This is a genomic window from Phocaeicola barnesiae DSM 18169 = JCM 13652 (assembly GCF_000374585.1).
GTDB classification, from domain to species: Bacteria; Bacteroidota; Bacteroidia; order Bacteroidales; family Bacteroidaceae; genus Phocaeicola; species Phocaeicola barnesiae.
Genome location: NZ_KB894649.1, coordinates 41583 through 68080 on the forward strand (window position 1 = coordinate 41583; position 26498 = coordinate 68080).

Consider the following 26498-nt stretch of genomic DNA (forward strand, 5'->3'; position numbering starts at 1 on the left):
CAAAAACCAATCAAGACATTAACCCAAAAACAAGAAGTATGAAACGAATTTTTCTGATAGGAATCCTGTGGCTGTCTGCCCTTGCAGTGACCTATGCCCAGCAAGATACAAAGGCCAAGAAACTGCTTGACCAGACTACTGAAATCTACCAGAACGCAGGAGGTGTGAGCATTCATTTCACCGGCTCACAAAACGGAAAGCTGCTGCTGGACGGCAACCGTTTTTACCTGGAATGTGGCGGTGTGAAAAGCTGGTTCGACGGACGTACCCAATGGAGTTACGTAAGCCAGAACGAAGAAGTAACCGTCAGCAATCCCACCGAAGAAGAGTTACAGACCATCAATCCATACACCTGGATTTCCATGTATAAACAAGGCTTTAACTATCGGTATGCCGGGCAGAAGACCCTGAAAGGCAAAAGCGGTGAAGAAATTATCCTGACTCCTCAGAAGAAACAGGATATCAAGCAGATTACCCTATTGATTGGAAAGGACCATGTTCCCCAATACATCTGTATCGAAAACCGTCAAGGAGACAAACAGGAAATCATTGTCCAGTCCTACCGAAGCAACCAGAACTACAATGATGCTACCTTCCGCTTCAATGAACGCCAATATCCTCATGCGGAGATCATTGACATGAGATGATATCCGTTTATTTACGAGAAGTTATCTGATAGAAATAAAAAAAAGAATTACATTTGTTATCGAATACTTAAAAAGCAATCAGAATTATGACAACAGAACATGTAAAATGCCTGATTATCGGATCAGGCCCAGCAGGATACACTGCGGCTATCTATACAAGCCGAGCTAATCTTTCTCCAGTACTTTACGAAGGCATTCAGCCGGGCGGTCAGCTTACCATCACCACCGAAGTGGAAAACTTCCCGGGTTATCCGGAAGGCGTAACCGGTCCGGTACTGATGGACGACCTGCGCAAACAGGCAGAGCGTTTCGGTACTGATATCCGTAACGGCATCGTTACGAAAGCCGATTTGAGCCAGGCTCCCTACCGTTTCATCGTCGATGAAGAAAAAGAGATTACGGCTGATACGGTCATCATCTCGACAGGTGCTACCGCCAAATACCTGGGTCTGGAAGACGAAAAGAAATATGCCGGTATGGGTGTTAGTGCCTGTGCCACTTGCGACGGATTCTTCTACCGTAAGAAAGTAGTGGCCGTAGTTGGAGGTGGAGACACTGCCTGCGAAGAAGCCATCTATCTGGCCGGTCTGGCCCGCCAGGTTTATCTGGTAGTGCGCAAACCGTTCCTCCGTGCTTCTAAAATCATGCAGGAACGTGTCTTGAACCACCCGAACATCAAAGTGCTGTTCGAGCACAACGCCGTAGGCCTGTATGGAGATAACGGTGTGGAAGGTATGCACGTAGTAAAGCGTATGGGCGAAGCCGATGAAGAACGCTACGATGTTGCCATTGACGGTTTCTTCCTGGCTATCGGACACCAGCCGAACTCAGCCATCTTCAAGCCATGGGTACAGACCGATGAAGTCGGTTATATCATCACCGAAGGAAATACTCCACGTACCGGAGTCCCGGGCGTTTTTGCCGCCGGCGATGTAGCAGATCCTCATTACCGCCAGGCCATTACTGCTGCTGGTAGCGGATGCAAAGCTGCCATTGAAGCAGAACGTTATCTGTCGGCCAAAGGCATGCTCTAAAAAGTTCAAGTCCGCCTTTCTGTAAGACGGACTTTATTTATAATCTATACACTATTACCTTATGAGAAAGCACTCATTCAGAAGAGCAGTCGTTGCCGTACTGTTCTTCGGTGGTATCGCCACCGCATTTGCCCAGCAAATGCCCCCTCTTCCAACCGACCCGAACGTCCGTATCGGTAAGTTGGAAAACGGCTTGACTTATTACATCCGTCACAATGAACTCCCCGAAAATCAGGCCGATTTCTACATTGCACAGAAAGTAGGTTCTATTCTGGAAGAAGACAACCAACGCGGTCTTGCACACTTCCTGGAGCACATGTGTTTCAACGGCACGGAAAACTTCCCGGGATCTTCCCTCCGCGACTGGTTGGAAACCATTGGCGTAAAATTCGGAGCCAACCTGAACGCATATACTTCGGTTGATGAAACCGTCTACAACATCTCCAACGTACCTGTCATCCGTGACGGTATCGTAGATTCCTGTCTGCTGATTTTGCATGACTGGGCCGACGGTCTGACCCTTGACCCGAAAGAAATCGACAAGGAACGCGGAGTCATCCACGAAGAATGGCGTACCCGTACCGGAGCCATGATGCGTATGTACGAGAAAACATTCCCAATCCTGTACAAGGACAGCAAATACGGTTATCGTCTGCCCATCGGAACCATGGAAGTGGTAGACAATTTCCCACACCAGGCACTTCGGGACTACTACGAGAAATGGTATCGTCCGGACCAGCAGGGAATCATTGTAGTAGGTGACATTGACGTAGACAAGATTGAAGCTAAAATCAAGAAAATCTTCTCACCGATACAGATGCCTGCCGACGCAGCCGAACGCACTTATTTCCCGGTACCGGATAACGAGGAGCCGCTGATTGCCATTGCGAAAGACAAGGAACAGCAGGTGCCCATCATTTACATCTTCCACAAGCATGAGGCTTTTCCGAACGACCAGAAAGGAAATGTAGGTTATCTGGCGGTCAACTACATGTCTTCCATGATAGCCAATATGCTGAATGCCCGTCTGAACGAAATCATGCAGAAGCCGAATCCTCCGTTCATCCAGGCCCTCGCTGAAGATGGGGATTATCTGGTATCCAAGACCAAAGGAGCCTTCACCGGTATTGCGGTAGCCAAAGAAGACGGTATTTTAGGAGCAACAGAAGCTTTGATGCGCGAAATAGAACGTGTCCGTCAGTTCGGATTCACAGCCAGTGAATATGCCCGTGCCAAGGCAGACTACCTGCGTAGCCTGGAATCAGCTTATAACGAACGCAACAAGCAGAAGAATTATACCTATGTCAATGAATATGTCCGTCATTTCATCGACAACGAACCGATACCGGGTATCGAGAACGAATATGCCATCATGAACCAGCTGGCACCGAACATTCCGGTAGAAGCCATCAACGAAATGATGAAACAGTTCATCGGTGAAAAGAACATTACGGTTGGTATTTTCTGTCCTGAAAAAGAAGGTATGAAGTATCCTACAGAAGCCGAAGTAAAAGCCGTCATCAATAAAGTGAAGGCCGAAAAGCTGGAGGCTTACGTCGATAAAGTATCCGATGAACCTTTATTGAAAGAAAAACCGCAGGGTGGAAAAGTAGTGAAGACAGAACAGGGAGCTTTCGGCTCTACCGTCCTGACTTTAAGTAACGGCGTCCGCGTCATCATGAAACCTACCGACTTCAAAGCCGATGAAATCCACATGCAGGCATTCAGTCCGGGTGGAAACTCTTTGTTCGAGGACAAAGATGCGCTTCAGTTCTCCCTGATGAATGAAGTCGTTGATTTGGGTGGTTTGGGCAATTTCAACAACGTAGACCTGGAGAAGGTACTGGCTGGAAAAAGAGCTTCGGCTTCTTCTTTCGTAAATACTTATTCAGAAGGATTGAGTGGAAGTTGTTCACCGAAAGACCTGGAAACCATGATGCAGCTCGTTTACCTGCGCTTCACCGCGCCACGTATGGACAAGGACGCATTCACTTCTTTCATCACCCGTACGAAAGCTGCTTTGGTCAACCAGGCAGCCGACCCGATGGCAGCCTTCCAGGATACACTGACCGTAGCTCTGTACAATCACCATCCGCGTGCCATCAGCCTGAAGGCCGAACACATGGACCAGGTAGATTATAACAAGATTATGGCTCTGTATCAGGACCGTTTCAAGGATGCCAGTGACTTCACGTTCATCCTGGTAGGAAACATCGATCCGGCTACTGCCACTCCGATGATTGAACAATATCTGGGAGCATTGCCGACCATTAACCGCCAGGAAAATTTCCGTGATACGAAAATGAATATCCGCCAGGGCGAATACAACAACAATTTTACCAGAGTACTGGAAAATCCGAAGGCAAGTATCCTGATTATAAACAGCGGAAAATGTACGTACGACATGAAGACCCGTCTGCAGATGAGCATGCTCAGCCAGCTGCTGGACATTCTCTATACACAGACTGTCCGTGAAGACGAAGGTGGTTCCTATGGAGTAAGCTGTAGCGGTTCCATCAGCAAATATCCGCAGCCGAAAGCCGTTCTCCAGATTTATTTCGACACAGACCCGAACAGACGGGACAAGATGATCGGACTGATCTACAAAGGTATCGACGATTTCATAGCCAACGGTCCGAAAGCAGAAGACCTGAACAAGGTAAAAGAATACATGCTGAAGACCTACCAGCAGAACCAGAAAGAAAACGGATACTGGTTAAACATCCTGAACGAATATTACTGGGACAACCTGGATATGAATACCGGTTATGAAAACATGGTCAACAGTATTACCGCCAACGACCTGAAAGAATTCGCCAAGAATTTCTTCGGCCAGGAGAACCGGATTGAAATCAGCATGAGTTCACCCGACAACCAATAAGACCAAGAGCCGTGTTATACACTGATATACGCAAACTTCAGAAACTTGACGCAAAGCGGAGTCCGATGTTCGACAAGAACCGCTTTGCCAAGTTCCTGATGTATTTCGCCGTCGCATTCTGGGCAGCATACCTCATTTTTTTCGGGGTCATGCTGTCCTTTGCTTTTGAAGAGGATTCCCCGAACATGGAACCCTATCATGTATTGAACCAAGGTCTGATCATCTTTTTGATTCTGGACTTCCTCATCCGCTTCCTGTTTCCAACACCCGTGCAGGCCATCAAGCCTTTCCTGCTGCTTCCTGTTCCGAAACGGAAAATCATGAGTATCCTGCTGATAGACTCCGGATTAAGTCTGTTCAACCTTTTCTGGCTGTTCTTCTTCGTCCCGTTCGCCCTGATTACTGTCACCCGTTTCTACGGACTGACCGGTGTAATAGGCTATGCGCTTGGCATCTGGCTGCTTATGGTCTTCAACAGTTACTGGAGCATGCTCATCAAGGTACTGATCCGACAGAAATTCCTCAATATCCTGTGGATCGTTCCGGTATACGGTATACTGGCACTCATCGAGTTTCTGCCGGAAACAGGATGGCTGAGCACCTTTACCATAAATCTGGGCGAGGCATTCATCTTTTGGAACCCCCTCTCCTACCTGGGTGAACTGGCCGCTATTTTCCTGATGGCCTACATCAACTATCGGGTACAGTTGAAGCTTATCCACAACGAACTGTCACGCAAGGAAGATACCCATGTCAGACACATCAGCAGCTATAGTTTCTTCGACCGTTATGGCAATGTAGGCGAATACATGCGGCTGGAGCTGAAAATGCTTTTCCGCAACAAATCGCCGAAAAGTCAGTTCTGGATGCTGATGGCTTGCGTCGTTATGTTCGCCGCCTTCCTTACCTTCAATGTCTACGGAGAAAACAGCCTGATGAACGATTTCATGTGCCTGTACTGCTACATCGTATTCGGTATCATGACACTCATCCAGGTCATGGCCATCGAAGGGAACTACATCGACGGACTGATGGTACGGAAAGAAAGCATCTACAACATGCTGCGGGCCAAATATTACCTGCAATGCATCTTCCTTCTGATTCCGTTCCTGCTCTGTCTGGTTCCTGTCATCAAAGGTTCCATGCCCTTGCTGATGTCACTCAGTTACCTGTTCTTCGCCATGGGACCGGTATTCGCCTGCCTGATGCAGATGGCAGTTTATAACGACAGGACCATGCCATTGAACGTAAGCATGATAGGGAAACGACAGAACAACAACAAATATCAATCAATCGTTTCCATAGCAGTCATGACCATACCCCTCCTTATCAACCAGGTATTGACTTCCATATTCGAACGTAATACAGCTTACATCATCATGATTCTGCTGGGACTGGCAGGTTTCCTGACACACCGTTACTGGATATACAACATCTATGTACGGTTCATGAAACGCCGTTATCAGAACATGGAGAATTTCAGAAACACCCGTTAACGAAAGATTTGACTTATGGATATTATTTTAGAAAAACTCAAGAAATGTTATGGCAGCCATGTGGCTCTGGACATTGACCAATATACCCTTACCGGAGGCGAAATTGTAGGATTGGTGGGGAACAACGGTGCCGGAAAGACAACCCTCTTCCGGCTCATGCTCGACTTGCTGAAAGCAGATGAAGGTCACGTATGTATCGGCGACATCGAGGTAAGCCGCAGCGAAGAGTGGAAGGAGTTCACCGGTGCATACCTAGATGAAAGTTTTCTGATAGATTACCTGACACCGGAAGAATACTTCCACTTTATCGGCAAGATATGCGGACTCGATGCGGCCACCGTAGACGAACGGCTGTCTGCCTACGAACGTTTCATGAATGGAGAAATTCTGGGACAGAAAAAATTCATCCGTAACCTCTCTGCCGGAAACAAGCAGAAAGTCGGGATTCTGGCAGCCCTGCTCAATCGTCCGCAACTGTTGGTATTGGACGAACCGTTCAACTTCCTCGACCCGAGTTCCCAATCAGCCTTGAAACACCTGCTCCGGGAATATCATCAGGAAACCGGTGCCACCATTCTGGTGTCCAGCCACAACCTGAACCATACGGTAGACATCAGCTCGCACATCATCCTGCTGGAGCACGGCGTAATTATCCGTGACCTGAAAAATGAAGAAGGCAATGCCGAAAAAGAACTGGAAGCCTACTTCGAGATCGAGCAGTGAACCAGTCGGTGAAAACCGCTTTGCCGGCAACGGATTGGAAGATGCATAGCCTGAAACACTCTCAAGTCAGCCTGATTGGCGTGCCAATCAGGCTGACTTCTTCTATCCAAGGATTAAAAAATCTTTGATAAACGGCTATACATTTAAATAACCCAAATTTGCCAGACACTCTTGGCAACAGTTTTCCCTTTTATCGTATATTTGTTAATGAATGAAGACAGAATTGCTTATGCACTATAACACATACATACCTGGCAGACTTCTGATAATGGGAGCATTCATCACACTCCTTTTATCTTCCTGTGGAACGACACGTACTCCACACTATAATTTTCAGGAACTGGCCCGTGCTGCCATCCGCCTGGAAATGGATATCGATGAAAAAGACAATCATGCCCTTTACGTGGAATCCTCCAAATGGCTGGGAGTCCCCTATCGGTACGGTGGAACCAGCAAACGAGGTACAGACTGTTCCGGTCTGACTTATTCCATTTACAAGAAGGTATACCATAAGAAACTGCAACGCAGCTCGGAAGACCAGCGCACCGAAGACTGCCGGAAAGTAACCAAGCGCAACCTGAAGGAGGGCGACCTGGTGTTCTTCCACAACGGGAAAAAGAAACGGAAAGCCAGCCATGTAGGAATCTACCTGAAGGAAGGGAAGTTCATCCATGCCAGCAGCAGCCAGGGAGTGATTGTCAGCGCACTGGACGAGCCTTACTACCGCAGATGCTGGATGCAAGGAGGAAGAATATCCGATTAATTCCGACACACACTCATGAAACATCTGCACATACACGCATTACGTCCCTGCATGCCTTTCATCTTATGCAGCGCCTCCATCCTGCCGGCGGCAGCCCAACAGGGGCAAGACCAAGAGCTGAAACTGAACGAGGATGCTATCAAGATGATTCAGTTTGACTTTACACGTCCTACGGAAGAGATAGCCAAACCCCTGGAGTCACCGCTGGAAAAGAAATGGATGGAATTCCGCACCGACATCAAGATGCCCCGGAGCCTGACGGATACCACCACTGTCAAGAAAATCATCGGTTACATCCGGGCGGAGCCCTACACCATCTGGACCAAATTCGGTGAAGACCCGGTATACGATGTATTGGTAACCGGACGTCCGAAAGAATGGAAAATCTATTGGACACTCAACCCGTTTGGACCTAAGCCGGAAGAGTACGGACGGAGCATGCCTGTCATGCCGGGAGCCAACTACGCCCGAATGGTAGCCCCAATCGGCCCCAGTGCGAGTATCAGCGGAGATATCAACGGATTCCTTTATGATGTGCTCAGCCCACGTGGACGCATGCTTGCCCACAACCGTAAACATGCCAATGCCTGGAAAACCTACAAAGACTACCAGCCTACCAAGGAGGACAGCCTGAAATTCCCCACCTATATCCAGCATGAAAAGGATAAGGTAGAAACAGTGGCCGAGCCCGTTCTGGCAACCCGTTTCGCAGGAGACCAGACCCTCCCCATCTACCAACATTCTGTTGAAGAGAATGACTCACTGACCCAGGTCCTTATGGATTCCTTGAAGGCAGAAACAGCCCAGCGCAAGGACTCCACTGAAGCGCCCAAGCCGCAATCGGGAGACAACGTAGCCGACTGGTATGACGAAATGCGCCAACAGAAGGTTCAGGATTCCCTACGCCGACTTGAATTCTTCCGCAGGGACAAGACATACCGGAATCAGTATGATGTAGAAAAGGAACAGCGCCGGTTCAAGGAAAAGCAGAATTGACGGAATATTCCCATCAGATATACAGAAAGCCGCCTCATCGAGACGGCTTTCTGCACATGTATCTGAAGGATTAATTACTTTTTGAATACAAAATAAACGGCCAGAATCAGACAGACAAAAGCTGCCAGATGATTCCATTTCAACTCCATCTTGAAAGCGATGACCGAGAAGACGGTAAAGACTACCAGCGTAATCACTTCCTGAATCACCTTCAACTGCATGATGTCGAACGGTCCCCCGCTGTCACGGAATCCCAAGCGGTTGGCAGGAACCTGCAGACAATACTCAAAAAAAGCAATGGCCCAACTGAAGGCTATGACCCCAATCAGCGGCAACGATGCAAACCAGCTGAATTCTTCCCGCATCTTCAGATGACCATACCAGGCGAAAGTCATGAAGATGTTTGAGAAAATCAGCAATACTACTGAATAAATACCATTTGATAGCATATCTCTATTTCTTTAATCATTCTTTTTTATACCTTTTCTTGTTCTCCGACCTCCACCGGCAACAAATCAGCCTGCACGTTGTTCATGCTACTCCATAGACTGAATCTCGCTTCAGGATTCATCGCCTCCAGCCGTTTCAGCACGTCCTTCATTTCCGAACGGTGCGAATCCTTTTCATACGGACAATTCTTGATTTGCTTGCGATACCCTCTGAAGGCAGCCATTTCCACCAGATCCGATTCATGCACCAGACACATCGGACGGATAATCGTCATATCGAACTTGCGCATCACCAACCGCGGAGGCATCGTACTGAAAGCCCCTTGAAAAGTCATGTTCATCAGCAAAGTCTCCAGAATGTCATCCATGTGATGCCCCAAGGCAATCTTGTTACATCCCTGCTCTTTGGCCACTGTAAACAAGGCTTTCCGACGGTTCCAGGAGCAAAGGAAACACGGAGACTTGCGGTTGTCCGTCGAAGGGTCGAACGATGTCTCGTAACGGACGAAAGGGACTCCCAATCCTTCGGCATACGTACGCAGATAATCCATATCCGACTCGTAGGCAATGTTCGTCATAACTACATGGACAGCCACCACAGAAAACCTCGGCTTATAAATCCGGGAACGGCGGGCCAACAGCTCCAGCAGGGCCAGCGAATCTTTCCCTCCCGACAATCCCACCAGAATCTTATCCCCTTCTTCAATGAGACCGTACTGGACAATTCCTTTCATAAAACGCTGTTCGATGCGGCGCATCAGCTTTGCTTCTTCCGTCAGTTTTCCCATAAGCTTTTCAAAATCGGCTGCAAAATTACATGAAAAGAATGATTTACTCAAGAAAATGAAAAATAGAATCTGCCAAAAGAATGAAATTCCAATATTCTTTGTATTTTTGAATAAATTTCTGACAAAATCTAAACTGAACCCATCATGATGAAAAATAAAACATATATCTTGACTTTAAGCGGACTCCTCCTGGCCGGAGGATTATCGGCACAGACACTCAGCGAAGCACAGAAAATGTTTCTGAACGGAGAATTTGCCCAGGCCAAACCGGTATTCCAGCGTCTGGTAAAACAATCTCCTTCGAACGCCAACTACAATTTCTGGTATGGAGCCTGCTGCTACGAAACCGGAGAACTGCAGGAGTCCATCCCCTACCTGGAGAAAAGTGCGGCAAGAAAAGTCATCAATGCCTACCTCTATCTGGGCAAAGCCTATTACGATACGTACCGTTTCGACGAAGCGGTAGACAACCTGGAGGAACATATCTCCTGGTTGGAGAAGAAAAAGCGGGATACAGCAGAAGCAGAAGAACTGCTGGAGAAATTCCGGATCGGCTCACGTATGTTCCGCGGAGTAGAGAAAGTGGCAGTCATCGACAGTTTTGTTGTCGACAAGACAGATTTCCTGCAGGCATACAAGCTAAGCCCTCAGGCCGGTGAAATCAAATTTACCGGCGAAGGTACCTGCACCAGCTTCACCAACGAGATGGGTGACAAGATGCTGTTGGCCAAGGAAAACGAAGAGGGACAGACCCAACTGTATGCCCAAAGCATGCTCATCGACCATTGGGGAGACCCTGAACGGCTGAACAGCCTGAACGAGACAGGTACGAACCTGAACTATCCGTTTGTCGATTCAGACGGCATCACGGTCTATTATGCGGCACAAGGAGGAGACAACCTGGGTGGATACGACATCTTTGTAACCCGGTACGACTCGGAAGACAACACCTACCTACGGCCGGACAACATCGGTATGCCGTTCAACTCGCCGTACAACGACTACATGTACGCCATCGATGATTTCAATAACCTGGGCTGGTTCGCTTCCGACCGCTTCCAACCCGAAGGGAAAGTATGCATCTATGTATTCGCTCCTAACGATTCGAAAGAAGTGTATGACTATGACCTGACCGGTGAAGAACAACTGGCTACCTACGCTTCCCTGAAGAACATCCAGGCGACCTGGGGAAATGCTGACAAGGTACGGCTGGCCAAACAACAGCTGGCCAAAGCCATGTACCAGCAACAGCACGAACAAAAGGCAAAAGGTGATTTCACCTTCATCATCAATGACGGAATTACCTATCATGTGCTGGACGATTTCCAGTCCAAGGAGGCACGGAAACTCTATCAGGAGCTGTCGCAGAAGCAGAAGGACCTGGAGGCGATGAAGCGTTCCCTGAACGAACAGAGAGACACTTACGCCTCTGCCCAGAAGTCAAGAAAAGACAGCATGACTCCGGCTATTCTGGATCAGGAAAAACGCATCCAGGAGCTGTACAAGGAAATAGAGAAATTGACTTTTGAAGTACGTAATACCGAATTGAAAGCCCGTTCATAAGGCTTTCAATTCCTGATTAATCACTTTTAAACCACTGGTTATGGATATACTGATTCTATTTGTCTTGATTATCGGTGGACTGCTTCTCTTCATTACCGAGGTATTTCTGATACCGGGATTCGGTGTGGCAGGCATTGCTTCTGCCGCCAGTCTGCTGTATGCAATCTATTTTGCGTTCGACACCTTAGGCACCCAAGCCGGATGGATAACATTGGGAGTGGTATTTCTGGGAATCGTCGCCATTACCACCTGGTTCGTCCGCACGAAAACGGTAGACCGGCTGGCAGTGAAGAAAAGCCTGGATTTCCGGCCCGACCCATTGGCAGGCACCGGCCTGAAGGTAGGCGATACGGGAATCGCCCTCACCCGTCTGACCCTGATCGGCAATGCCGAAATCAACGGACACCAGCTGGAAGTCCAGTCGGCCGACGGTTTCATCGACGAACGGACCCCGATTCAGGTCAGCCGCATCAGTAACGGTGTGGTATATGTACAGCGTATCAATCATTGATTTTTATTTACCTTAAATCACAATGCTTTATGGACCCCATGTATTTTCCGATCATCGTCGGCATTGCAGCCGTTGTTTTTCTGGTGATTTTCTTCCATTATGTACCTTTTTTCCTCTGGCTGTCGGCCAAGGTATCAGGCGTACACATCTCGTTGGTACAACTCTTTCTGATGCGTATCCGTAATGTACCTCCTTACACCATTGTACCGGCCATGATTGAAGCCCACAAAGCCGGACTGAGCAACATTACCCGCGATGAGCTGGAGGCACACTACATGGCCGGCGGACACGTAGAGAAAGTGGTCCATGCCCTGGTATCGGCCTCGAAAGCCAACATTGAACTGTCTTTCCAGATGGCTACCGGTATCGACCTGGCTGGCCGTGACGTATTCGAAGCCGTACAGATGTCGGTCAATCCGAAAGTCATCGACACTCCTCCGGTAACAGCAGTCGCCAAAGACGGTATCCAGCTGATAGCCAAAGCCCGTGTCACGGTCCGTGCCAACATCCGCCAACTGGTAGGTGGTGCCGGTGAAGACACCGTACTGGCCCGTGTAGGAGAAGGTATCGTATCTTCCATCGGCTCGTCCGAAAACCATAAGTCCGTACTGGAAAATCCGGATTCCATTTCCAAGCTGGTACTCCGCAAAGGGCTGGATGCCGGAACAGCTTTCGAAATTCTCTCCATCGATATCGCAGACATCGACATCGGCCGCAACATCGGTGCTTCCCTCCAGATAGACCAGGCCAATGCAGACAAGAACATCGCACAGGCCAAAGCCGAAGAGCGCAGAGCCATGGCAGTAGCCTTGGAACAGGAAATGAAAGCCAAAGCCGAAGAAGCACGGGCCAACGTCATCCAGGCAGAAGCGGAAGTACCGAAAGCCATGGCCGAGGCTTTCCGCAACGGAAACCTGGGCATCATGGACTATTACCGGATGAAGAATATACAAGCCGATACGGACATGCGTTCCAGCATTGCCAAACCGGACAGTCATCCGGCCAGCAACGAACCAATCGGTAAATAACCCCTATAAATGCTGCAATTATGAAGACTTATTTTGCTCCTTCGGAACTGCTCATCAACGAAGACGGTTCCGTTTATCACCTGCATGTCAAGCCCGAACAGTTGGCAGACAAAATCATCGTGGTGGGCGACCCCGCACGTGTTGACCTCATTGCATCGTATTTCGATGATGTGGAATGCCAGATTGTCAGCCGTGAGTTCCATACCACGACAGGGACATACCGGGGAAAGCGCATCAGCATCATCTCCACCGGTATCGGTTGCGACAATGTAGACATCGTATTGAATGAAATCGATGCGCTGGCCAACATCGATTTCCAGACCCGCGAGACCAAGGACCGGTTGCGCTCCTTCGAAATCGTACGCATCGGTACCTGCGGTGGACTCCAGCCAGACACTCCGATAGGAACCTACATCTGTTCAGAAGTGTCCATCGGTTTCGACGGGCTGCTCAATTTCTACCAAGGTCGGAACGCCGTCTGCGACCTGCCGATGGAACGTGCCCTGCTGAATCATCTGGGATGGAGCGGTAACATGTGCTGTCCGGCTCCTTACGCCATCCATTCCGACAAGGAACTGGTGGAACGTATCGCCCGTACCGACATGAAACGAGGCATTACCGTAGCCTGCGGCGGTTTCTTCGGTCCGCAAGGCAGACAACTGCGTATTCCGTTGGCCGACCCGCACCAGAATGAAAAGATTGGCAGTTTCGAATACGACGGCCTGCGCATCACCAACTATGAAATGGAAAGTTCCGCATTGGCAGGTTTGTCACGGTTGCTCGGACACCGTGCCACCACAGTCTGCCTGGTTATCGCCAACCGCGTAGCCCAAGAAGCCAACACCGATTATAAGAAATTGATGAACAACCTGATACAGATGGTTCTGGAACGCATCTGACAGATTCTTTTTACAATGACATGGAAGCAAGTTTTAAACTAGACAACTCCTGCAGCAAGGAGACCCGTTATCAGACATTTCTTGAACAGTTCGTTCCACTTATACAGGACGAGAAAGAAGAAATCAGCGTATTGGCCAATACCTCCGCGGCCTTGAAAGAAGCTTTCGGTTTCTTCTGGGTAGGATTTTACCTGATTCGCGACGGACAGCTTGTACTCGGTCCGTTCCAGGGAAGTGTGGCCTGCTACCGCATCCGAAAAGGAAGAGGCGTATGCGGAACAGCCTGGGAGCAGCAGACTACCCAAGTAGTACCCGATGTAGACCAGTTTCCGGGACACATCGCCTGCAGTTCCCTCTCCCGTTCCGAGATTGTAGTCCCCATCATCAGCCGTGGAGAAGTGAAAGGAGTACTGGATATCGACAGTGATCGGCTTAACTCATTCGACGAAACAGACCGGGTATATCTGGAGAAACTCGTCAACCTGTTAACCGATACACTCTACTGATGTCTTTACCTGAAGCCATTGAATACCTGTCAAACAGGTAAAAAGACAAACGTTTGTTTTGAATCAAACGAACGGACGAACCAATCAATCCGTCCGTTCGTTTACAGTAAAACTTCGTTCGTCTTTTACCCCCGTCAATGATATCGGAAATTTCCAAAGAAAAAGAGTGAAGAATCCTGCGCTTCGAAGCAAGTCAAGATTCTTCACTCTTCTTTTTATATACTGTTCAGTCCGAATTATTTCTGAGCTTCCTGCTGCTGTTTCAGTTTTGCCTCAATCGGGTCTTTATACTGCGTCTGCAACTTCACCAGTTCAGCCTTCAGCTCTTCCGTAATCTTTTCATATCCCGGCTGGCCGAAGAGGTTATGCATTTCGGTCGGGTCCTCCTTCAAGTCATACAGTTCCCATACATCGATATCGTTGTAGAAATGAATCAGTTTGTAGCGGTCTGTACGTACACCGTAATGACGTTTCACCATGTGTTCTGCCGGATACTCATAGAAATGATAATACAGAGATTTACGCCAGTCGGCCGGTTTCTCACCCTTCAGCAACGGAACCAGCGATACCCCCTGGATGTCTTCCGGTATCGGAGCTCCGGCCAGTTCCAGGAATGTCGGTGCATAGTCGATGTTCTGTACCATCTGCGGAATGTCTCCCTTCGCCTTGAAATCCTTCGGCAGATGCATAATCAACGGTGTATGCATGGATTCCTCGTACATGAAGCGTTTGTCGAACCAGCCATGTTCACCCATATAGAAACCTTGGTCGGAGGTATAGACCACCAGGGTATTGTCCAACAGGCCCTTTTCCTTCAAATAGTCCAATACACGCCCTACGTTGTCGTCCAATGATTTCACCACTTTGGCATAATCGCGCATGTAACGCTGGTATTTCCATTCCGCCAGTTCTTTTCCCTGCGGATTCTTCTTGTAGAAATCTTCAATCAGCGGCTCGTAGAAGGCGTCGTATACCTTTCTTTCTTCCGGATTCAACCGGCCTACATACGCCTCGTAAGCCCCTTTCAAGCGCGTATCCTTATCTTTACGATACATCTTGGTATCATAAATAATATCCATATCTTTCAGGATATTCATCTCTTGAGCAGCTGCAGCCGGACGTCCCTCATAATCGTCGTAAAAATTATCAGGCATCGGGAATGTCTTGTCTTCATACAGCGACAGGTACTTCAGTTCCGGCAACCAGTTGCGGTGGATGGCCTTGTGATGGATGAACAGGCAGAACGGCTTACTCTTGTCACGCTGGTTTTCCATCCAGTCGATACTCATATCCGTAATCAGATTCGTAATGTATCCCTGCTTCTGAATGGTATCGTTATCCATGGTTATGAAGTCCGGATTGTAATAATCACCCTGTTCCGGTACAATCTCCCAATGGTCGAAACCGGTAGGCAGGCTGATGAGGTGCCACTTACCGATGATGGCAGTCTGGTAACCGGCCTTCTGAAGCAGTTTCGGCATAGTCTGCTGAGAACCGTCGAACACACAGGTCGTATTATCCGTAAAACCGTTGGCATGGCTGTGCTTACCCGTCAGCATACAGGCACGGCTCGGTCCACTGAGCGAATTGGCTACAAAACTGTTGGTGAACTTGACACCATCGTTGGCGATACGGTCCAGATTCGGTGTTTCGATATACCGCGTATCGTAACAGCTCATCATCTGCGCCGTGTGGTCATCTGTCATGATATACACGATGTTGTACTGTTTGGCAGGTGCTTTCTTTTCGGTACTGCACGAAGCGGTTGTAGCGGCCAGTGCAGCTGCCCCCAAACACAGAATCTGTCCTCCATAGGACTTACTAAATAAATGTTTCATGATATGTTTAGATTTAATTCATGGTCTTCTCTCCTCATTATTTCACACCGGTTGGCGAGTGAGGAGCTATTAGATTTATAACAACTCTAATCAACAGAGCAAAGATATGAAATATTTTAAAAAAAACACGGGTTTTAAAAGAAAATTATTTATTTTTGTAGCCGAATATAATAATATATACCATCGCTTATTATGAAAAAGACACAGTTAACGACATGGGCGGCCAGAGCCTTTCTGGTGTGCTGCCTGACTGCATGTTCGCAGAAAGAAGTTAGTCTGGGAGACCTGAATGTCATCCCACTCCCCCAAGAAATTACAGAGGCAGCCAATGCCGCTCCGTTCGTCATCAACTCATCCACCGTTATCTGCTATCCGGAAGGCAATGAAAAGCTGGAACGTACAGCCCATTTCCTGGCTTCCTACATCAAAGAAGTGACCGGTACGGAAGTACAGGTCTCCACGAAGGCAGGAAAGAACGGCATTACCCTGAGCGTGGACCCAAGCGTCGCCACCGCCAAAGACGGGTATGAACTCAATATCTCTTCCGAAGGAATTACGGTAAAAGGAAATACCGAAGCCGGTGTTTTCTACGGTATCCAGACCATCTACAAGGCACTGCCTATCACCGAAGGCAAAACGCTTGCTTCTCTTCCAGCAGGGACAATCAAAGACTTCCCGACTTATGATTTCCGCGGTTTCATGGTAGATGTAGGCCGTCACTATTTCCCGGTAGATTACCTGAAGGAAATCATCGACATCCTGGCCATGCACAACATCAACTACTTCCACTGGCATCTTACCGAAGATCAGGGATGGCGTATCGAGATTAAAAAATACCCGAAACTGACAGAAATCGGTTCCCACCGTAAGGAAACAATCACAGCTCCCGGTTCCGGTGAATTCGACGGTACACCGGTCAGTGGTTTCTATACCCAGGAAGAGGCCAAAGAAATTGTAGCCTATGCAGCCGAACGTTTCATTACTGTTATTCCGGAAATCGATATGCCGGGACACATGCTGGCAGCATTGGCTTCTTATCCGGAACTGGGCTGTACAGGCGGTCCGTATGAAACCGCAACCAAATTCGGTGTCTTCCGTGAAGTATTGTGTGGCGGTAACGAAAAGACCCTCCAGTTCGCAAAAGATGTCATCAATGAAATCATGGATATATTCCCTTCTCCCTACATACACATAGGTGGCGACGAATGTCCGAAATACGAATGGGAAAGATGTCCGAAATGTCAGGCAAAAATCAAGGAACTGAAACTGAAAAGTACACCGGAACACACCAAGGAGAACCAGTTGCAGGCTTATTTCATGGGTGAAGTAGAAAAAGAAATCATCAAGCGTGGCCGCAAGATGCTGGCTTGGGATGAAATTCTGGAAGGTAATCCGGCCAAGAGTACTACAGTCATGGCCTGGACCGGTATCAAGGCAGGAATCAAGTCTGCCCAACTGGGCCATCAGACCATTATCTGCCCTATCAGCCACCTGTATTTCAGTAATCCGGGTTACAACCGCCTGAAAGGAGTCAGCAGCGTAGAACGCGTATACAACTTCGAACCACGCAACGAAAAACTGACAGCTGAAGAAAAAGAAAATATCATCGGGGTACAGGGATGTATCTGGACCGAATGGACCAAAGACAGTGTCAAGATGGAATGGCAGATGATGCCACGTATCGCCGCACTGAGTGAACTGCAATGGAGCAATCCGGAGAAGAAAAATCTGGACGGTTTCCTGAAACGCCTCCGCCATCAGCTTGACCTTTATACACTGAACGGTTATCACTACAAACAGGATATCGAAGATGTAACCATGGATATCAATCCGGTAGGCGAAGGCGGTAAAGCTGCAATTACCCTGAACACTTTCGACAATGCTCCGGTTTATTACACGACAGACGGTTCGGAACCAACCGCCGCTTCACAGCAGTATAACGGACCGGTCACCCTCGATGGCAATACTGTCACAGTAAAAGCCAAGGCTATCCGAGACGGCAGAGAAAGCAATACAGTAGAAGAGACTCTGCAATACAACCTGGCGACCATGCGTCCTATCCAGTTGGCATGCACACCCGACCCGAACTATACTTATAAAGGTGCCAATCTGCTGGTAGACGGACTGAAGGGAGATGACAACTACCGTTCCGGACGCTACATCGGTATCTACGGCGAAAATCTGGATGCCACCATCGACCTGCAGGAAGAAAAAGAAATCTCTGCTGTAACCATCGGTACTTATCTGGTTCCGGGCGATTACATCTTCGGTCTGACGGGAATCGAAGTCTATGCATCGGCCGATGGCAAGGACTTCCGCAAAATAGCTTCCAACACCATTCCGGTATTGGAGAAAGGCAGTAAGAACAATGTCCTGGAGCGCAAGGAAATCAAGTTCGACAAGACTCCTGCCCGCTATGTACGCGTCGTCGGTAAGAATACTCCTGTTCTTCCGAAATGGCACTCAGGTGCAGGAAAGAAAGCCTATATGTTTATTGATGAAATAGAAATCTTCTGATCTTGATCAGATAACAGAAAATACCCTATCCTACTCAGAAATATACTGAACGGGATAGGGTATTTTTTTCTTCTTTCGGACAGCTTTGTTATTTCTAGACAGAATCATTAACTTTGGGGAACCTAAAAGATTCACAACCATGAAGAAAATCAGAATCACCGTTATGCGGATGGCCTGCTACAAGGACTTGATGGAAGAATACGAAAACCCGATGGAACATGCCTGCGACATGCATGTGGGACAGGTATTCATTGCCAACGGATGGGAGAAACCCGAAGGACTCTGCGAAAGCGCCTGGCAGAGTATGTCTCCCTTTGTAATGACACTGGCTCACGGAGGTACCAATATCTACGAAGGATGGATGAAGAACGAGAAATCGGCCATGATTTCGTGCAACGACGGCTTCCGGCCGGTCAGCTTTCTGCTGGAGGTAATAGAATAACCTCACTTCAATAAGCGATAAAAACAAAGCCGTGCCAACCTTTCATACAAGGTACCGACACGGCTTGAGACTTTCCCTGTTACGGAAATCAGTTCATTTCCAATGCTTTCGTTTCCCAGTTATAGATAATCTGATAGATTTTCCCCGATTCAATAGTTTTTCCTTCATCAGAGCCATATGAACCGGTCTGCGTAAACATGCCGTCTGCTTCTTCCTTGCTGGTTACCTTTAACGAATAACTGAGGACATCTCCTTTCTGATAATCGAAATATATCACTTCATCTTCCTTCAAGCTGAATGTCTCGGTAGCAGCACTCTTACCGATGGAGAAGGTATAGTCGGAAAACCAGACCGAAAAGTTATCCGGCAGACTTAATGTAACCCCGTAATTCACCATCGGGACTTCCAGTGACAGGTATTCCACCTTTCCTTCCTTTATCTCAACCGTTGTCTCCGCATAATACTTGGCAGCATTCGTCGTATTGTCTTTGTAGGCAGCATTGTAGGCTTTCACCGTACAAGTCCCTGTAGTCAGTTCTATTTTGGCTGGTACTGCTTCGGGATTGTATGTTGTTGTAGCTTTTGTATCGGTTATTTCCACATACAAATCCGCGTCTACGGCACGTGAACCTACGGAAATCTGTTCTGCCTGCTGAAGAGTCAGGTCTTCTACTGTCAGATAACCCACCTGATTACTTTCTGTAAGTGACGGTTCTTCTTGGGTACAGCCGGTCAGAAAAAACAGTCCTGCTATAAAGTATAGTATCGTTTGTTTCATGATTTCAGTTTTTTTACTTATCGTAAACTAAGGAAATGTCGTCGATTTTCAACACACTTCCCATGTGTACAGTCCAATTTCCAACAACAGGATATGTGATAGTCGTACCTTTCTCAAAATCATCTTCAGAAAGTGATGTCTTATTTGAGGCCAAGAACTGTACACATATCGTTGTAGGTTTTTCCATTTCATCACTGTAGTTAAAATCAACCGTAGCTTGAATATATCCATTATCTTCTTCTGAATAAGCTTGCGGCTCATACGTACCTGTTGCAATCTCTTTTTCACCATTCTTCAAAAAAATAACCACTTTAAATGCATCAGTGTTATATGGCTTATACTTATACCAGAAAGACAACGAAGTTGGACGAGAAGCAAAGCCATGCCCTTGAACTATACCTGAATTATAAGAGCCAATGAACAGACTTCCTACCATTGCTCCACCCACATAAGTGACAGGTGTATTAGCATATCCGTCTCCACAGCCGGATACATACATGAGTGCAGCTTTGGAACCTTCATGAGCATCCTCCGTATAGCTCACACATGAAGCAAAGCAACCTTCATACCAAATACCTAAAGCATAAGTTCCTCCTTGGGCCTTATCATTGTTCGTATCCCACCAAGAAGAATCTCCTGCACCTTCGGTATAAGGATGGTATGTATAATATGTTTTATCTTTAAAAGGCCATGTACCAGATTTCGTTTTAGTCTCTATATACCAGTCTTCCATTCCAGAATTCGGCAATTGTGTAGGAATTTCTAATTCTACATTATTAATTTCTGATACTATTTCATTTCGATACACAGCACGTACTAAATAACTTTTTGTCTCAGGACATACGTCAAAAAATTGTCTCCGTGTATCATTTAAATCTTTCCAGGAGCTACCCTCATCATCACTATATTGATATACTAACTTCTCTTTAAGAGTATTCAAATCTCCTTTTCCTTCTTCCACAGTAATCTCTTCCACTGTAAACTCCTTTGTCCAGATATTTCCAGGAAGTACCGATACCGTAAACTCCGGCTTATGTGTAGCGATGGTATAAGTCAAAGCACCGTCTGCATTGGTACGGTCATTCGCCTTGACACTTTTCAGTGTAAAGGTATTGTTCACTACCCCTTCGTTGGTTGCCAGAAGCGCACCGGTCAATGTATTGGAGAACCTCACAGAAGGTTTATTTTCCCCAATAATTGGTATATCAATACCGGCATTGATAAAATCCAACCGTTGCTCGTTTGTTAAAGCAGACAAGGTATAATCCCCGTTCAGTGATTGCAAGTTCTCATCTGCAAAGTTTACCGAAAAATCCATGTCTTGAAGCGGTGAAGACAAATCGAAATCAATGCTTGCTTCTGTTGGAGCAGTTTCATACACATCCAGGGTTCTGTTCTCGCTGAAACCGGTCGCACTTACCTTCGGAGCAGGCAACCATTCCATTGGAAGAGTTTCCGAAACAGTCACAGTATCTACTTCTGTCTTGACAATGGTAGGAATGATACCCGGTACCATTTCCTTCAATGCCAAAGTAAGCCGACAATGAGCCTTGGCAGCAAAAGTAGCCGGATCGCTGAGTGTCTTATCCTCCAACAGTGCTTCCACCGACTTTCCGTTCGCTTTTAAAACCCCTTTAAAGGTAAAAGTCGGCTTCGAGTCAGCCCGATAATAGGCACTTCGCTTGTCTCCGTCCCCCAGCTTCAACGAAGAGTTCTCTACAGCCACTTCCACGGCATAACTGGAATAAAGTTCTTTGAATTTGTCTGAATCTTCGAAAGTTACCGAAGCCAACGCATTGGCGACAGCACATTCCACAGTTACCGAAGCGGTATCTCCCTCTTCGATGGCTATATCTTCCTTCTTTCCTTCATAATACGGAGCATCGTAAGCCAATACCGCATTGTCTCCGAAAGAGGCTGTCACATCATACACACCGGCAGAGGCCTTGATAATGTCTTTGGTGTAGCCTGCGTCATAGATGGATTTTCCAGTCGCGCTGTTCGCTATTTTCAATTTGAACTTGTCCACAGTAGGTTTTCCCAGTTCTTGGGGAGTGGAGCGGGTTTCGGTAACAGAAGGTTCGTCCACCAATGCAACCTTGAAACCAGTAATAGCTTCTACGCCCAAGCCATCTTCATGCTGGCAGGAATATCCCAAGGATGCTACCAAAGCCATACCAATCCATAATTTCTTTGTTGATAAGAACATATTCATAAGTTATTTCTTAATGCTATTCCATATAATCAATTCCACATTACCGGTTCTTCACCGTATACCAGCTCAAAATCGTCCAGATACATTGTACTACCATCTCCTCCAGTGAAGTAGTCTCCGTATTTACTGGAACTAGCCACCAATATGAGGTACATATCCTTCGGACAATCCAAAGTTTTATACTTCAAATCGATGGTAAACTCTTTCCATTGCCCACCGGTATCGACGCATTGATTAGCAGGTAACTCTCCGTAAGCGATAATATTATCATCCGTATCAAACTGGATGAAAGTACTGGTATCCGTATTATCAATGGTATAGGTTTTCTTCGCCAATGCGATGTAAATAGAACAGATATCCGGATCGTCCTTACCCACCGTACCACCTGGCTGATTACTGCCCACATAACCGATAGATTTAGGTGCATATTGGAACCAGCCATGCAAAGCAGTTGGACGGGAAGTAAAAGGCTGTCCAAAATTAATCTTCGCACCACTTAAGCCAACCAATCCCCCAAACGAACCTGCATATAGACTGGCTGCCGCAAATTTAACCTTATATTGCGATTTCAACTCAGCGGATTTACCTCCAGGAGTATGCACAACAGAACTATTACCTTGAGTTGGATTAATATTCACTAACGACCCAGCTCCCTGTGTGGTACCCGGATTGCTGGAATCCCAAAATGAACCTTTTGTAAAATCACCTTCTGATACAGCATACCACGTATTACCTGACTGATACCAGGAATCAAAGTTACCATTATATAAAGCAGTAGCGGATTCAGTAGTAAAATCAGAAGTTACTTGAACATTCCCCTCCTTATCTTTCATCCGACAAGTATAAGTCGTACCAGAAGAAAGCCCTTTCAAGGTTGCTTCACACAGATTTCCATTCACATTTGTATTTACAGAACTCCAAGAGTCTTTTCCTTTTACCGAATACTCTGCCGTCCATCCATCAGCAGAAGTTGCTTTCACAGAAACGTAAGCATGTTTGCTCCAGGCATTAACAGACAGTTCATTAGTAGTAGGAGTCGATGTTCCCCCTCCTTCAGAATTTTTCCGAACCTTTACTGTCCATGCGGTTCGCACTGCATCTCCTTCCCAATTGTAACGCACATAAAAGGTTTGGTTGGTAGAATAGTCTTTAATTGTAGTCGGATCAGGATATACTTCCCCATATTCTCCTCCCAAGTCCAATTTATTTACTTGCAAATTGTTTAAATCCTCGGTATCAGCAACCCAAATCAATACGGTATGTGTACTCTCATCGATTACATAATCAGTCATCCCTACAACATCTATCTCACGATTGATTATCTGCTGTACAAATACGGTCCACACGTAATCCTGATAAGTACGCAAAGTAAACATCACCGGATTGGTAAAATCCATTCGGGTATTCGAAGAAATAGGAATGCTGTCCAAAGACGAAAATCCTGTAGAAGGAAACTTTGACTCATCTTCACACAGACTTCCATCTACCAACAATGTAGCATTTGTCGGGTTACAAACCAATTGAGTAATCTTCAGACGGGAAATATCTACAGAATCGTTTACATAGAGAGTCACAGTGCGCGCCTTTGCATCAATGTTAGCCGCTATATTCTGTTCACCTTCAGCAGCACGCTGACCCTCCACTGTAAAAGCAGTAATACGACCTTCCACAATAGGATATGGAATATCATTTTCGATAGCGCACGAAACCACAGTCAGCAACAACACCAATGCTCCCACTATCCGTTGTCCATCTACATTCCTTTTGATTTTCATCCAATCAAAACAATATCTCATTTTCATACTTATCATAAATAAAACGTCATACCGATGTTAATGGAAAACAGATTAATTTTAAAGTTACCGGAAGAAGTACGACGTTTACCGGTTTCTACCTGGTTGGTCTGCTGTTCCACCCACTTGAAATCAAAACCCATCACATCCATCGAAACTTCTACAGCCGCAAAGTTAGTCACAAAAGCGGTCAGTCCCGGAGCAATACCAATCTGTACACTATTAGTAGTCTGGTAAGTACCATCATATTCTGTCCCCGATCCCGTAGAGTTTTTACCTTCACCGTAACTGTAAGTCAAACGGACTTCGTTGAAAAGTCCGAAAATCTTACTGTTCCCGATAGGCATATATGTACGCAAGAAACCGGAAGCCGAATATTTATGCTCCAAGTAATACAAATCCTTCAATGAAATAGTCAAATCTCCCAAGTCAATATCCGCATTTCCCAAATCCAGATAATCGCGACTATATGTAAAACGCACACCAGCCGCCATGTTGTCACGGAAAAAGTATCCTACGTAGGGACTCACCTTGAAATCATAACCCAAAGCCTCGAAATCTTTCAATACCAGAAAATTCAGGTTATCTTCCTCGTGTTCCGAATAAGAAACACTACCTCCAGTCATCCATTGGCCTTTGGGAATAAATACCCGCTCCTGCACCTCACGATCAATCCGCTGTATTTTACGCTTCTGTGCAGAAGCTACTAAAATGCCCACTATCAAGAATACACAAACCAGCAATATGTTTTTTTTCATTAACAAGTCTTTTATTTAAAATTCAATCCATCTATATTACCTCAAAAGCCCTTTGGTCTTCCTATAAAGAAAAGCCAAAGGGTTTTGTATCTTACAAAAAGATATTCATTATTTCCACATCACCGGTTCATCACCATACACCAGTTCAAAATCATCCAAATACATTGTACTACCATCTCCTCCAGTAAAGTAGTCACCGTATTTACTAGAGCTAGCCACCAATATGAGATACATATCTTTCGGGCAATCCAATGTTTTATATTTCAAATCGATGGTAAATTCCTTCCATTGTCCGCCGGTATCCACACATTGGTTGGCAGGTAATTCTCCATAAGCGACGATATTATCATCCGTCTCAAACTGAATGAAAGTACTGGTATCCGTATTGTCAATGGTATAGGTTTTCTTCGCCAATGCGATGTAAATGGAACAGATATCCGGATCCCCTTTACTTACTGTACCACTCGGCTGATTATTGCCCACATAACCGATAGATTTAGGCGCATATTGGAACCAGCCATGCAAAGCAGTTGGACGGGAAGTAAAAGGCTGTCCAAAATTAATCTTCGCACCACTTAAGCCAACCAATCCCCCAAACGAACCTGCATACAGACTGGCTGCCGCAAATTTAACCTTATATTGCGATTTCAACTCAGCGGATTTACCTCCAGGAGTATGCACAACAGAACTATTACCTTGAGTTGGATTAATATTCACTAACGACCCAGCTCCCTGTGTGGTACCCGGATTGCTGGAATCCCAAAACGAACCTTTAGCAAAATCACTTTCTGCTACAGCATACCACGTCTTTCCAGACTGATACCAGGAATCAAAGTTACCGTTATATAAAACGGTAGCGGATTCTGTAGTGAATTCCGATGATGCCGACTCAAACACATCTCCACATACCATCCGGTAAGTATAAGTAGTAGCAGGCTTCAATCCAGAAATTTTAGCTGTATAATCCTCACCTTCTTGCACCGCTGATACAGATGACCATTCCTTGGCTGAATTTTCCTTATATTCAAATTTTACCTGAGCTGGATCAATTGTTATCCCACTACCAACGGTTATATTATTTGCCTCCACAAACACAAAATTGCTCCAAGGATTTGCTACTAACGAAGCTTGATTAGTTGCTTCTGGTGATACAGCAAAAACATATTCGAATTTATTGGTGGTAGGGTCAAGTGTAACCGTGATATTAGTTTTCCCGGACTCCGCTAATTTATAATTCAAGATATAATGATCACGAGCTTTCACTTCAGAAAACACTTTTTTCAATTTATGGCTAACTCCATCATTATTACGTACCGCAACCTCTGCAAACAAAGGAGCAACTGGGAAATATGCTGAACGGGTTTCACAAGTATCAAATAAAAGGACATTCTTTCCTAACGTATCACCGACCTGCACTGATACAGATTTGAATTTACTGACAAACTCTTTATCAAATTTAACTGTCACCTTTACATTGGCTAAAGTACAAACAATTTTTTTGGTCACTTGCTTTCCTTTCTCGATAGTTACAGTTTCTGAACCAACATAATAAGGAATATCAAACCCAGCAGCTTGTCCATCAAAGCCATTTGAAGATGCTTTGATGGTATAAGTCCCTGTATTTAGAGTCAACAACGAATCCTTCCACATTTCCCAATCATCTGTCTGTTTCACCACCTTATTTTTAGCATTCAATATCTGAACTGCAATTTGTTTAGGCTGGTAATTTTCTGGGACTTCACTTCGACTATTAGTAGAATTACTTTCTCCAATATTAAGACAAAGATAACCTACGGAGTCACTTAAGAATTCTTCTTTTTGGCATGAAGAAAAAAGAAAAACTGCAATTAATATATAATAAATACGGCTCATA

General features: G+C 46.3%; 22 protein-coding genes. 14 read left to right on the top strand and 8 right to left on the bottom strand.

The features are described 5' to 3' along the window. Positions 1-38: 38 nt before the first annotated feature. From lolA1 to C510_RS16895, 7 genes are all read left to right on the top strand, one after another. Positions 39-647, top strand: a complete 609-nt coding sequence (gene lolA1 / locus C510_RS0108270; RefSeq protein WP_018710877.1) for an outer membrane lipoprotein periplasmic chaperone LolA1 — start codon at positions 39-41, stop codon at positions 645-647. A gap of 86 nt (positions 648-733) precedes the next feature. Beyond that, on the top strand, positions 734-1681 hold the full coding sequence (gene trxB, locus C510_RS0108275; protein WP_018710878.1) for a thioredoxin-disulfide reductase: 948 nt from the start codon (positions 734-736) through the stop codon (positions 1679-1681). 61 nt (positions 1682-1742) lie between these two features. Then, positions 1743-4562, top strand: a complete 2820-nt coding sequence (locus C510_RS0108280) for a M16 family metallopeptidase (protein WP_018710879.1) — start codon at positions 1743-1745, stop codon at positions 4560-4562. Positions 4563-4573: 11 nt separating this feature from the next. Continuing rightward, complete coding sequence (locus tag C510_RS0108285) at positions 4574-6058, top strand: DUF5687 family protein (protein WP_025892360.1); 1485 nt, start codon at positions 4574-4576, stop codon at positions 6056-6058. A gap of 15 nt (positions 6059-6073) precedes the next feature. Next, positions 6074-6781 carry an ABC transporter ATP-binding protein gene (locus C510_RS0108290; RefSeq protein WP_018710881.1) on the top strand — a complete coding sequence of 236 codons (708 nt, stop codon included), beginning with the start codon at positions 6074-6076 and terminating at the stop codon, positions 6779-6781. A 268-nt stretch (positions 6782-7049) separates the two neighbouring features. Then, the gene (locus C510_RS0108295) at positions 7050-7544 is read left to right on the top strand and encodes a C40 family peptidase (protein ID WP_373690345.1); all 495 of its coding nucleotides are present in this window, start codon (positions 7050-7052) and stop codon (positions 7542-7544) included. Positions 7545-7559: 15 nt separating this feature from the next. Next, positions 7560-8540 carry a DUF4858 domain-containing protein gene (locus tag C510_RS16895; RefSeq protein WP_022339419.1) on the top strand — a complete coding sequence of 327 codons (981 nt, stop codon included), beginning with the start codon at positions 7560-7562 and terminating at the stop codon, positions 8538-8540. A gap of 74 nt (positions 8541-8614) precedes the next feature. Here C510_RS16895 and C510_RS0108305 read toward each other — a convergent pair whose 3' ends face one another. Continuing rightward, positions 8615-8989, bottom strand: coding sequence for a DMT family protein (locus tag C510_RS0108305; protein ID WP_018710884.1), 375 nt, complete (start codon positions 8987-8989; stop codon positions 8615-8617). 26 nt (positions 8990-9015) lie between these two features. Next, positions 9016-9777 (bottom strand): PP-loop family protein, encoded by a 762-nt coding sequence (locus tag C510_RS0108310; RefSeq protein ID WP_018710885.1) that lies wholly within the window; start codon positions 9775-9777, stop codon positions 9016-9018. A gap of 144 nt (positions 9778-9921) precedes the next feature. Here C510_RS0108310 and C510_RS0108315 point away from each other — a divergent pair, with 144 nt between their 5' ends. From C510_RS0108315 to C510_RS0108335, 5 genes are read left to right on the top strand one after another with little or no spacing between them, the layout of a single operon-like run. Continuing rightward, positions 9922-11340: a tetratricopeptide repeat protein gene (locus C510_RS0108315; protein WP_018710886.1), complete on the top strand. Its 1419-nt coding sequence runs from the start codon at positions 9922-9924 to the stop codon at positions 11338-11340. 40 nt (positions 11341-11380) lie between these two features. Then, complete coding sequence (locus C510_RS0108320; protein WP_018710887.1) at positions 11381-11851, top strand: NfeD family protein; 471 nt, start codon at positions 11381-11383, stop codon at positions 11849-11851. Positions 11852-11880: 29 nt separating this feature from the next. Next, complete coding sequence (gene floA, locus C510_RS0108325) at positions 11881-12879, top strand: flotillin-like protein FloA (RefSeq protein ID WP_018710888.1); 999 nt, start codon at positions 11881-11883, stop codon at positions 12877-12879. A gap of 20 nt (positions 12880-12899) precedes the next feature. Further along, positions 12900-13778, top strand: coding sequence for a nucleoside phosphorylase (locus C510_RS0108330; RefSeq protein ID WP_018710889.1), 879 nt, complete (start codon positions 12900-12902; stop codon positions 13776-13778). 20 nt (positions 13779-13798) lie between these two features. Beyond that, positions 13799-14284: a GAF domain-containing protein gene (locus C510_RS0108335; protein WP_018710890.1), complete on the top strand. Its 486-nt coding sequence runs from the start codon at positions 13799-13801 to the stop codon at positions 14282-14284. Positions 14285-14520: 236 nt separating this feature from the next. On the opposite strand, the gene C510_RS0108340 is transcribed toward C510_RS0108335, so the two are convergent. Then, a complete protein-coding gene (locus tag C510_RS0108340; protein WP_018710891.1) occupies positions 14521-16122 on the bottom strand; it encodes a sulfatase family protein in 1602 nt (533 codons plus the stop codon). A 192-nt stretch (positions 16123-16314) separates the two neighbouring features. Here C510_RS0108340 and C510_RS0108345 point away from each other — a divergent pair, with 192 nt between their 5' ends. Beyond that, the gene (locus C510_RS0108345) at positions 16315-18639 is read left to right on the top strand and encodes a glycoside hydrolase family 20 protein (protein ID WP_018710892.1); all 2325 of its coding nucleotides are present in this window, start codon (positions 16315-16317) and stop codon (positions 18637-18639) included. 139 nt (positions 18640-18778) lie between these two features. Then, on the top strand, positions 18779-19081 hold the full coding sequence (locus tag C510_RS0108350) for a TIGR04076 family protein (protein ID WP_025892361.1): 303 nt from the start codon (positions 18779-18781) through the stop codon (positions 19079-19081). Positions 19082-19169: 88 nt separating this feature from the next. On the opposite strand, the gene C510_RS0108355 is transcribed toward C510_RS0108350, so the two are convergent. The 5 genes from C510_RS0108355 to C510_RS0108375 all read right to left on the bottom strand — a co-directional run bounded on the left by C510_RS0108355 (position 19170) and on the right by C510_RS0108375 (position 26497). Beyond that, positions 19170-19859, bottom strand: coding sequence for a DUF4493 domain-containing protein (locus C510_RS0108355; protein WP_018710894.1), 690 nt, complete (start codon positions 19857-19859; stop codon positions 19170-19172). Between the two features lie 13 nt (positions 19860-19872). Then, positions 19873-22068 (bottom strand): DUF4493 domain-containing protein, encoded by a 2196-nt coding sequence (locus C510_RS0108360; protein ID WP_169336142.1) that lies wholly within the window; start codon positions 22066-22068, stop codon positions 19873-19875. A gap of 35 nt (positions 22069-22103) precedes the next feature. Beyond that, positions 22104-23876, bottom strand: a complete 1773-nt coding sequence (locus C510_RS0108365; RefSeq protein ID WP_244870467.1) for a PCMD domain-containing protein — start codon at positions 23874-23876, stop codon at positions 22104-22106. 5 nt (positions 23877-23881) lie between these two features. After that, positions 23882-24625 carry a hypothetical protein gene (locus C510_RS0108370; RefSeq protein ID WP_018710897.1) on the bottom strand — a complete coding sequence of 248 codons (744 nt, stop codon included), beginning with the start codon at positions 24623-24625 and terminating at the stop codon, positions 23882-23884. Positions 24626-24733: 108 nt separating this feature from the next. Continuing rightward, positions 24734-26497: a DUF4493 domain-containing protein gene (locus C510_RS0108375; protein WP_018710898.1), complete on the bottom strand. Its 1764-nt coding sequence runs from the start codon at positions 26495-26497 to the stop codon at positions 24734-24736. Position 26498: the final 1 nt, after the last annotated feature.

Coding starts and splice junctions, on each gene's coding strand:
- C510_RS0108330 (WP_018710889.1), top strand. CDS start 12,900: ATGAAGACTTATTTTGCTCCTTCGGAACTGCTCATCAACGAAGACGGT.
- C510_RS0108315 (WP_018710886.1), top strand. CDS start 9,922: ATGATGAAAAATAAAACATATATCTTGACTTTAAGCGGACTCCTCCTG.
- floA (WP_018710888.1), top strand. CDS start 11,881: ATGGACCCCATGTATTTTCCGATCATCGTCGGCATTGCAGCCGTTGTT.
- C510_RS0108305 (WP_018710884.1), bottom strand. CDS start 8,989: ATGCTATCAAATGGTATTTATTCAGTAGTATTGCTGATTTTCTCAAAC.
- lolA1 (WP_018710877.1), top strand. CDS start 39: ATGAAACGAATTTTTCTGATAGGAATCCTGTGGCTGTCTGCCCTTGCA.
- C510_RS0108280 (WP_018710879.1), top strand. CDS start 1,743: ATGAGAAAGCACTCATTCAGAAGAGCAGTCGTTGCCGTACTGTTCTTC.
- C510_RS0108345 (WP_018710892.1), top strand. CDS start 16,315: ATGAAAAAGACACAGTTAACGACATGGGCGGCCAGAGCCTTTCTGGTG.
- C510_RS0108295 (WP_373690345.1), top strand. CDS start 7,050: ATGGGAGCATTCATCACACTCCTTTTATCTTCCTGTGGAACGACACGT.
- C510_RS0108355 (WP_018710894.1), bottom strand. CDS start 19,859: ATGAAACAAACGATACTATACTTTATAGCAGGACTGTTTTTTCTGACC.
- C510_RS0108320 (WP_018710887.1), top strand. CDS start 11,381: ATGGATATACTGATTCTATTTGTCTTGATTATCGGTGGACTGCTTCTC.
- C510_RS0108340 (WP_018710891.1), bottom strand. CDS start 16,122: ATGAAACATTTATTTAGTAAGTCCTATGGAGGACAGATTCTGTGTTTG.
- C510_RS0108350 (WP_025892361.1), top strand. CDS start 18,779: ATGAAGAAAATCAGAATCACCGTTATGCGGATGGCCTGCTACAAGGAC.
- C510_RS0108360 (WP_169336142.1), bottom strand. CDS start 22,068: ATGTTCTTATCAACAAAGAAATTATGGATTGGTATGGCTTTGGTAGCA.
- C510_RS0108290 (WP_018710881.1), top strand. CDS start 6,074: ATGGATATTATTTTAGAAAAACTCAAGAAATGTTATGGCAGCCATGTG.
- trxB (WP_018710878.1), top strand. CDS start 734: ATGACAACAGAACATGTAAAATGCCTGATTATCGGATCAGGCCCAGCA.
- C510_RS16895 (WP_022339419.1), top strand. CDS start 7,560: ATGAAACATCTGCACATACACGCATTACGTCCCTGCATGCCTTTCATC.
- C510_RS0108365 (WP_244870467.1), bottom strand. CDS start 23,876: ATGAAAATGAGATATTGTTTTGATTGGATGAAAATCAAAAGGAATGTA.
- C510_RS0108375 (WP_018710898.1), bottom strand. CDS start 26,497: ATGAGCCGTATTTATTATATATTAATTGCAGTTTTTCTTTTTTCTTCA.
- C510_RS0108310 (WP_018710885.1), bottom strand. CDS start 9,777: ATGGGAAAACTGACGGAAGAAGCAAAGCTGATGCGCCGCATCGAACAG.
- C510_RS0108335 (WP_018710890.1), top strand. CDS start 13,799: ATGGAAGCAAGTTTTAAACTAGACAACTCCTGCAGCAAGGAGACCCGT.
- C510_RS0108370 (WP_018710897.1), bottom strand. CDS start 24,625: ATGAAAAAAAACATATTGCTGGTTTGTGTATTCTTGATAGTGGGCATT.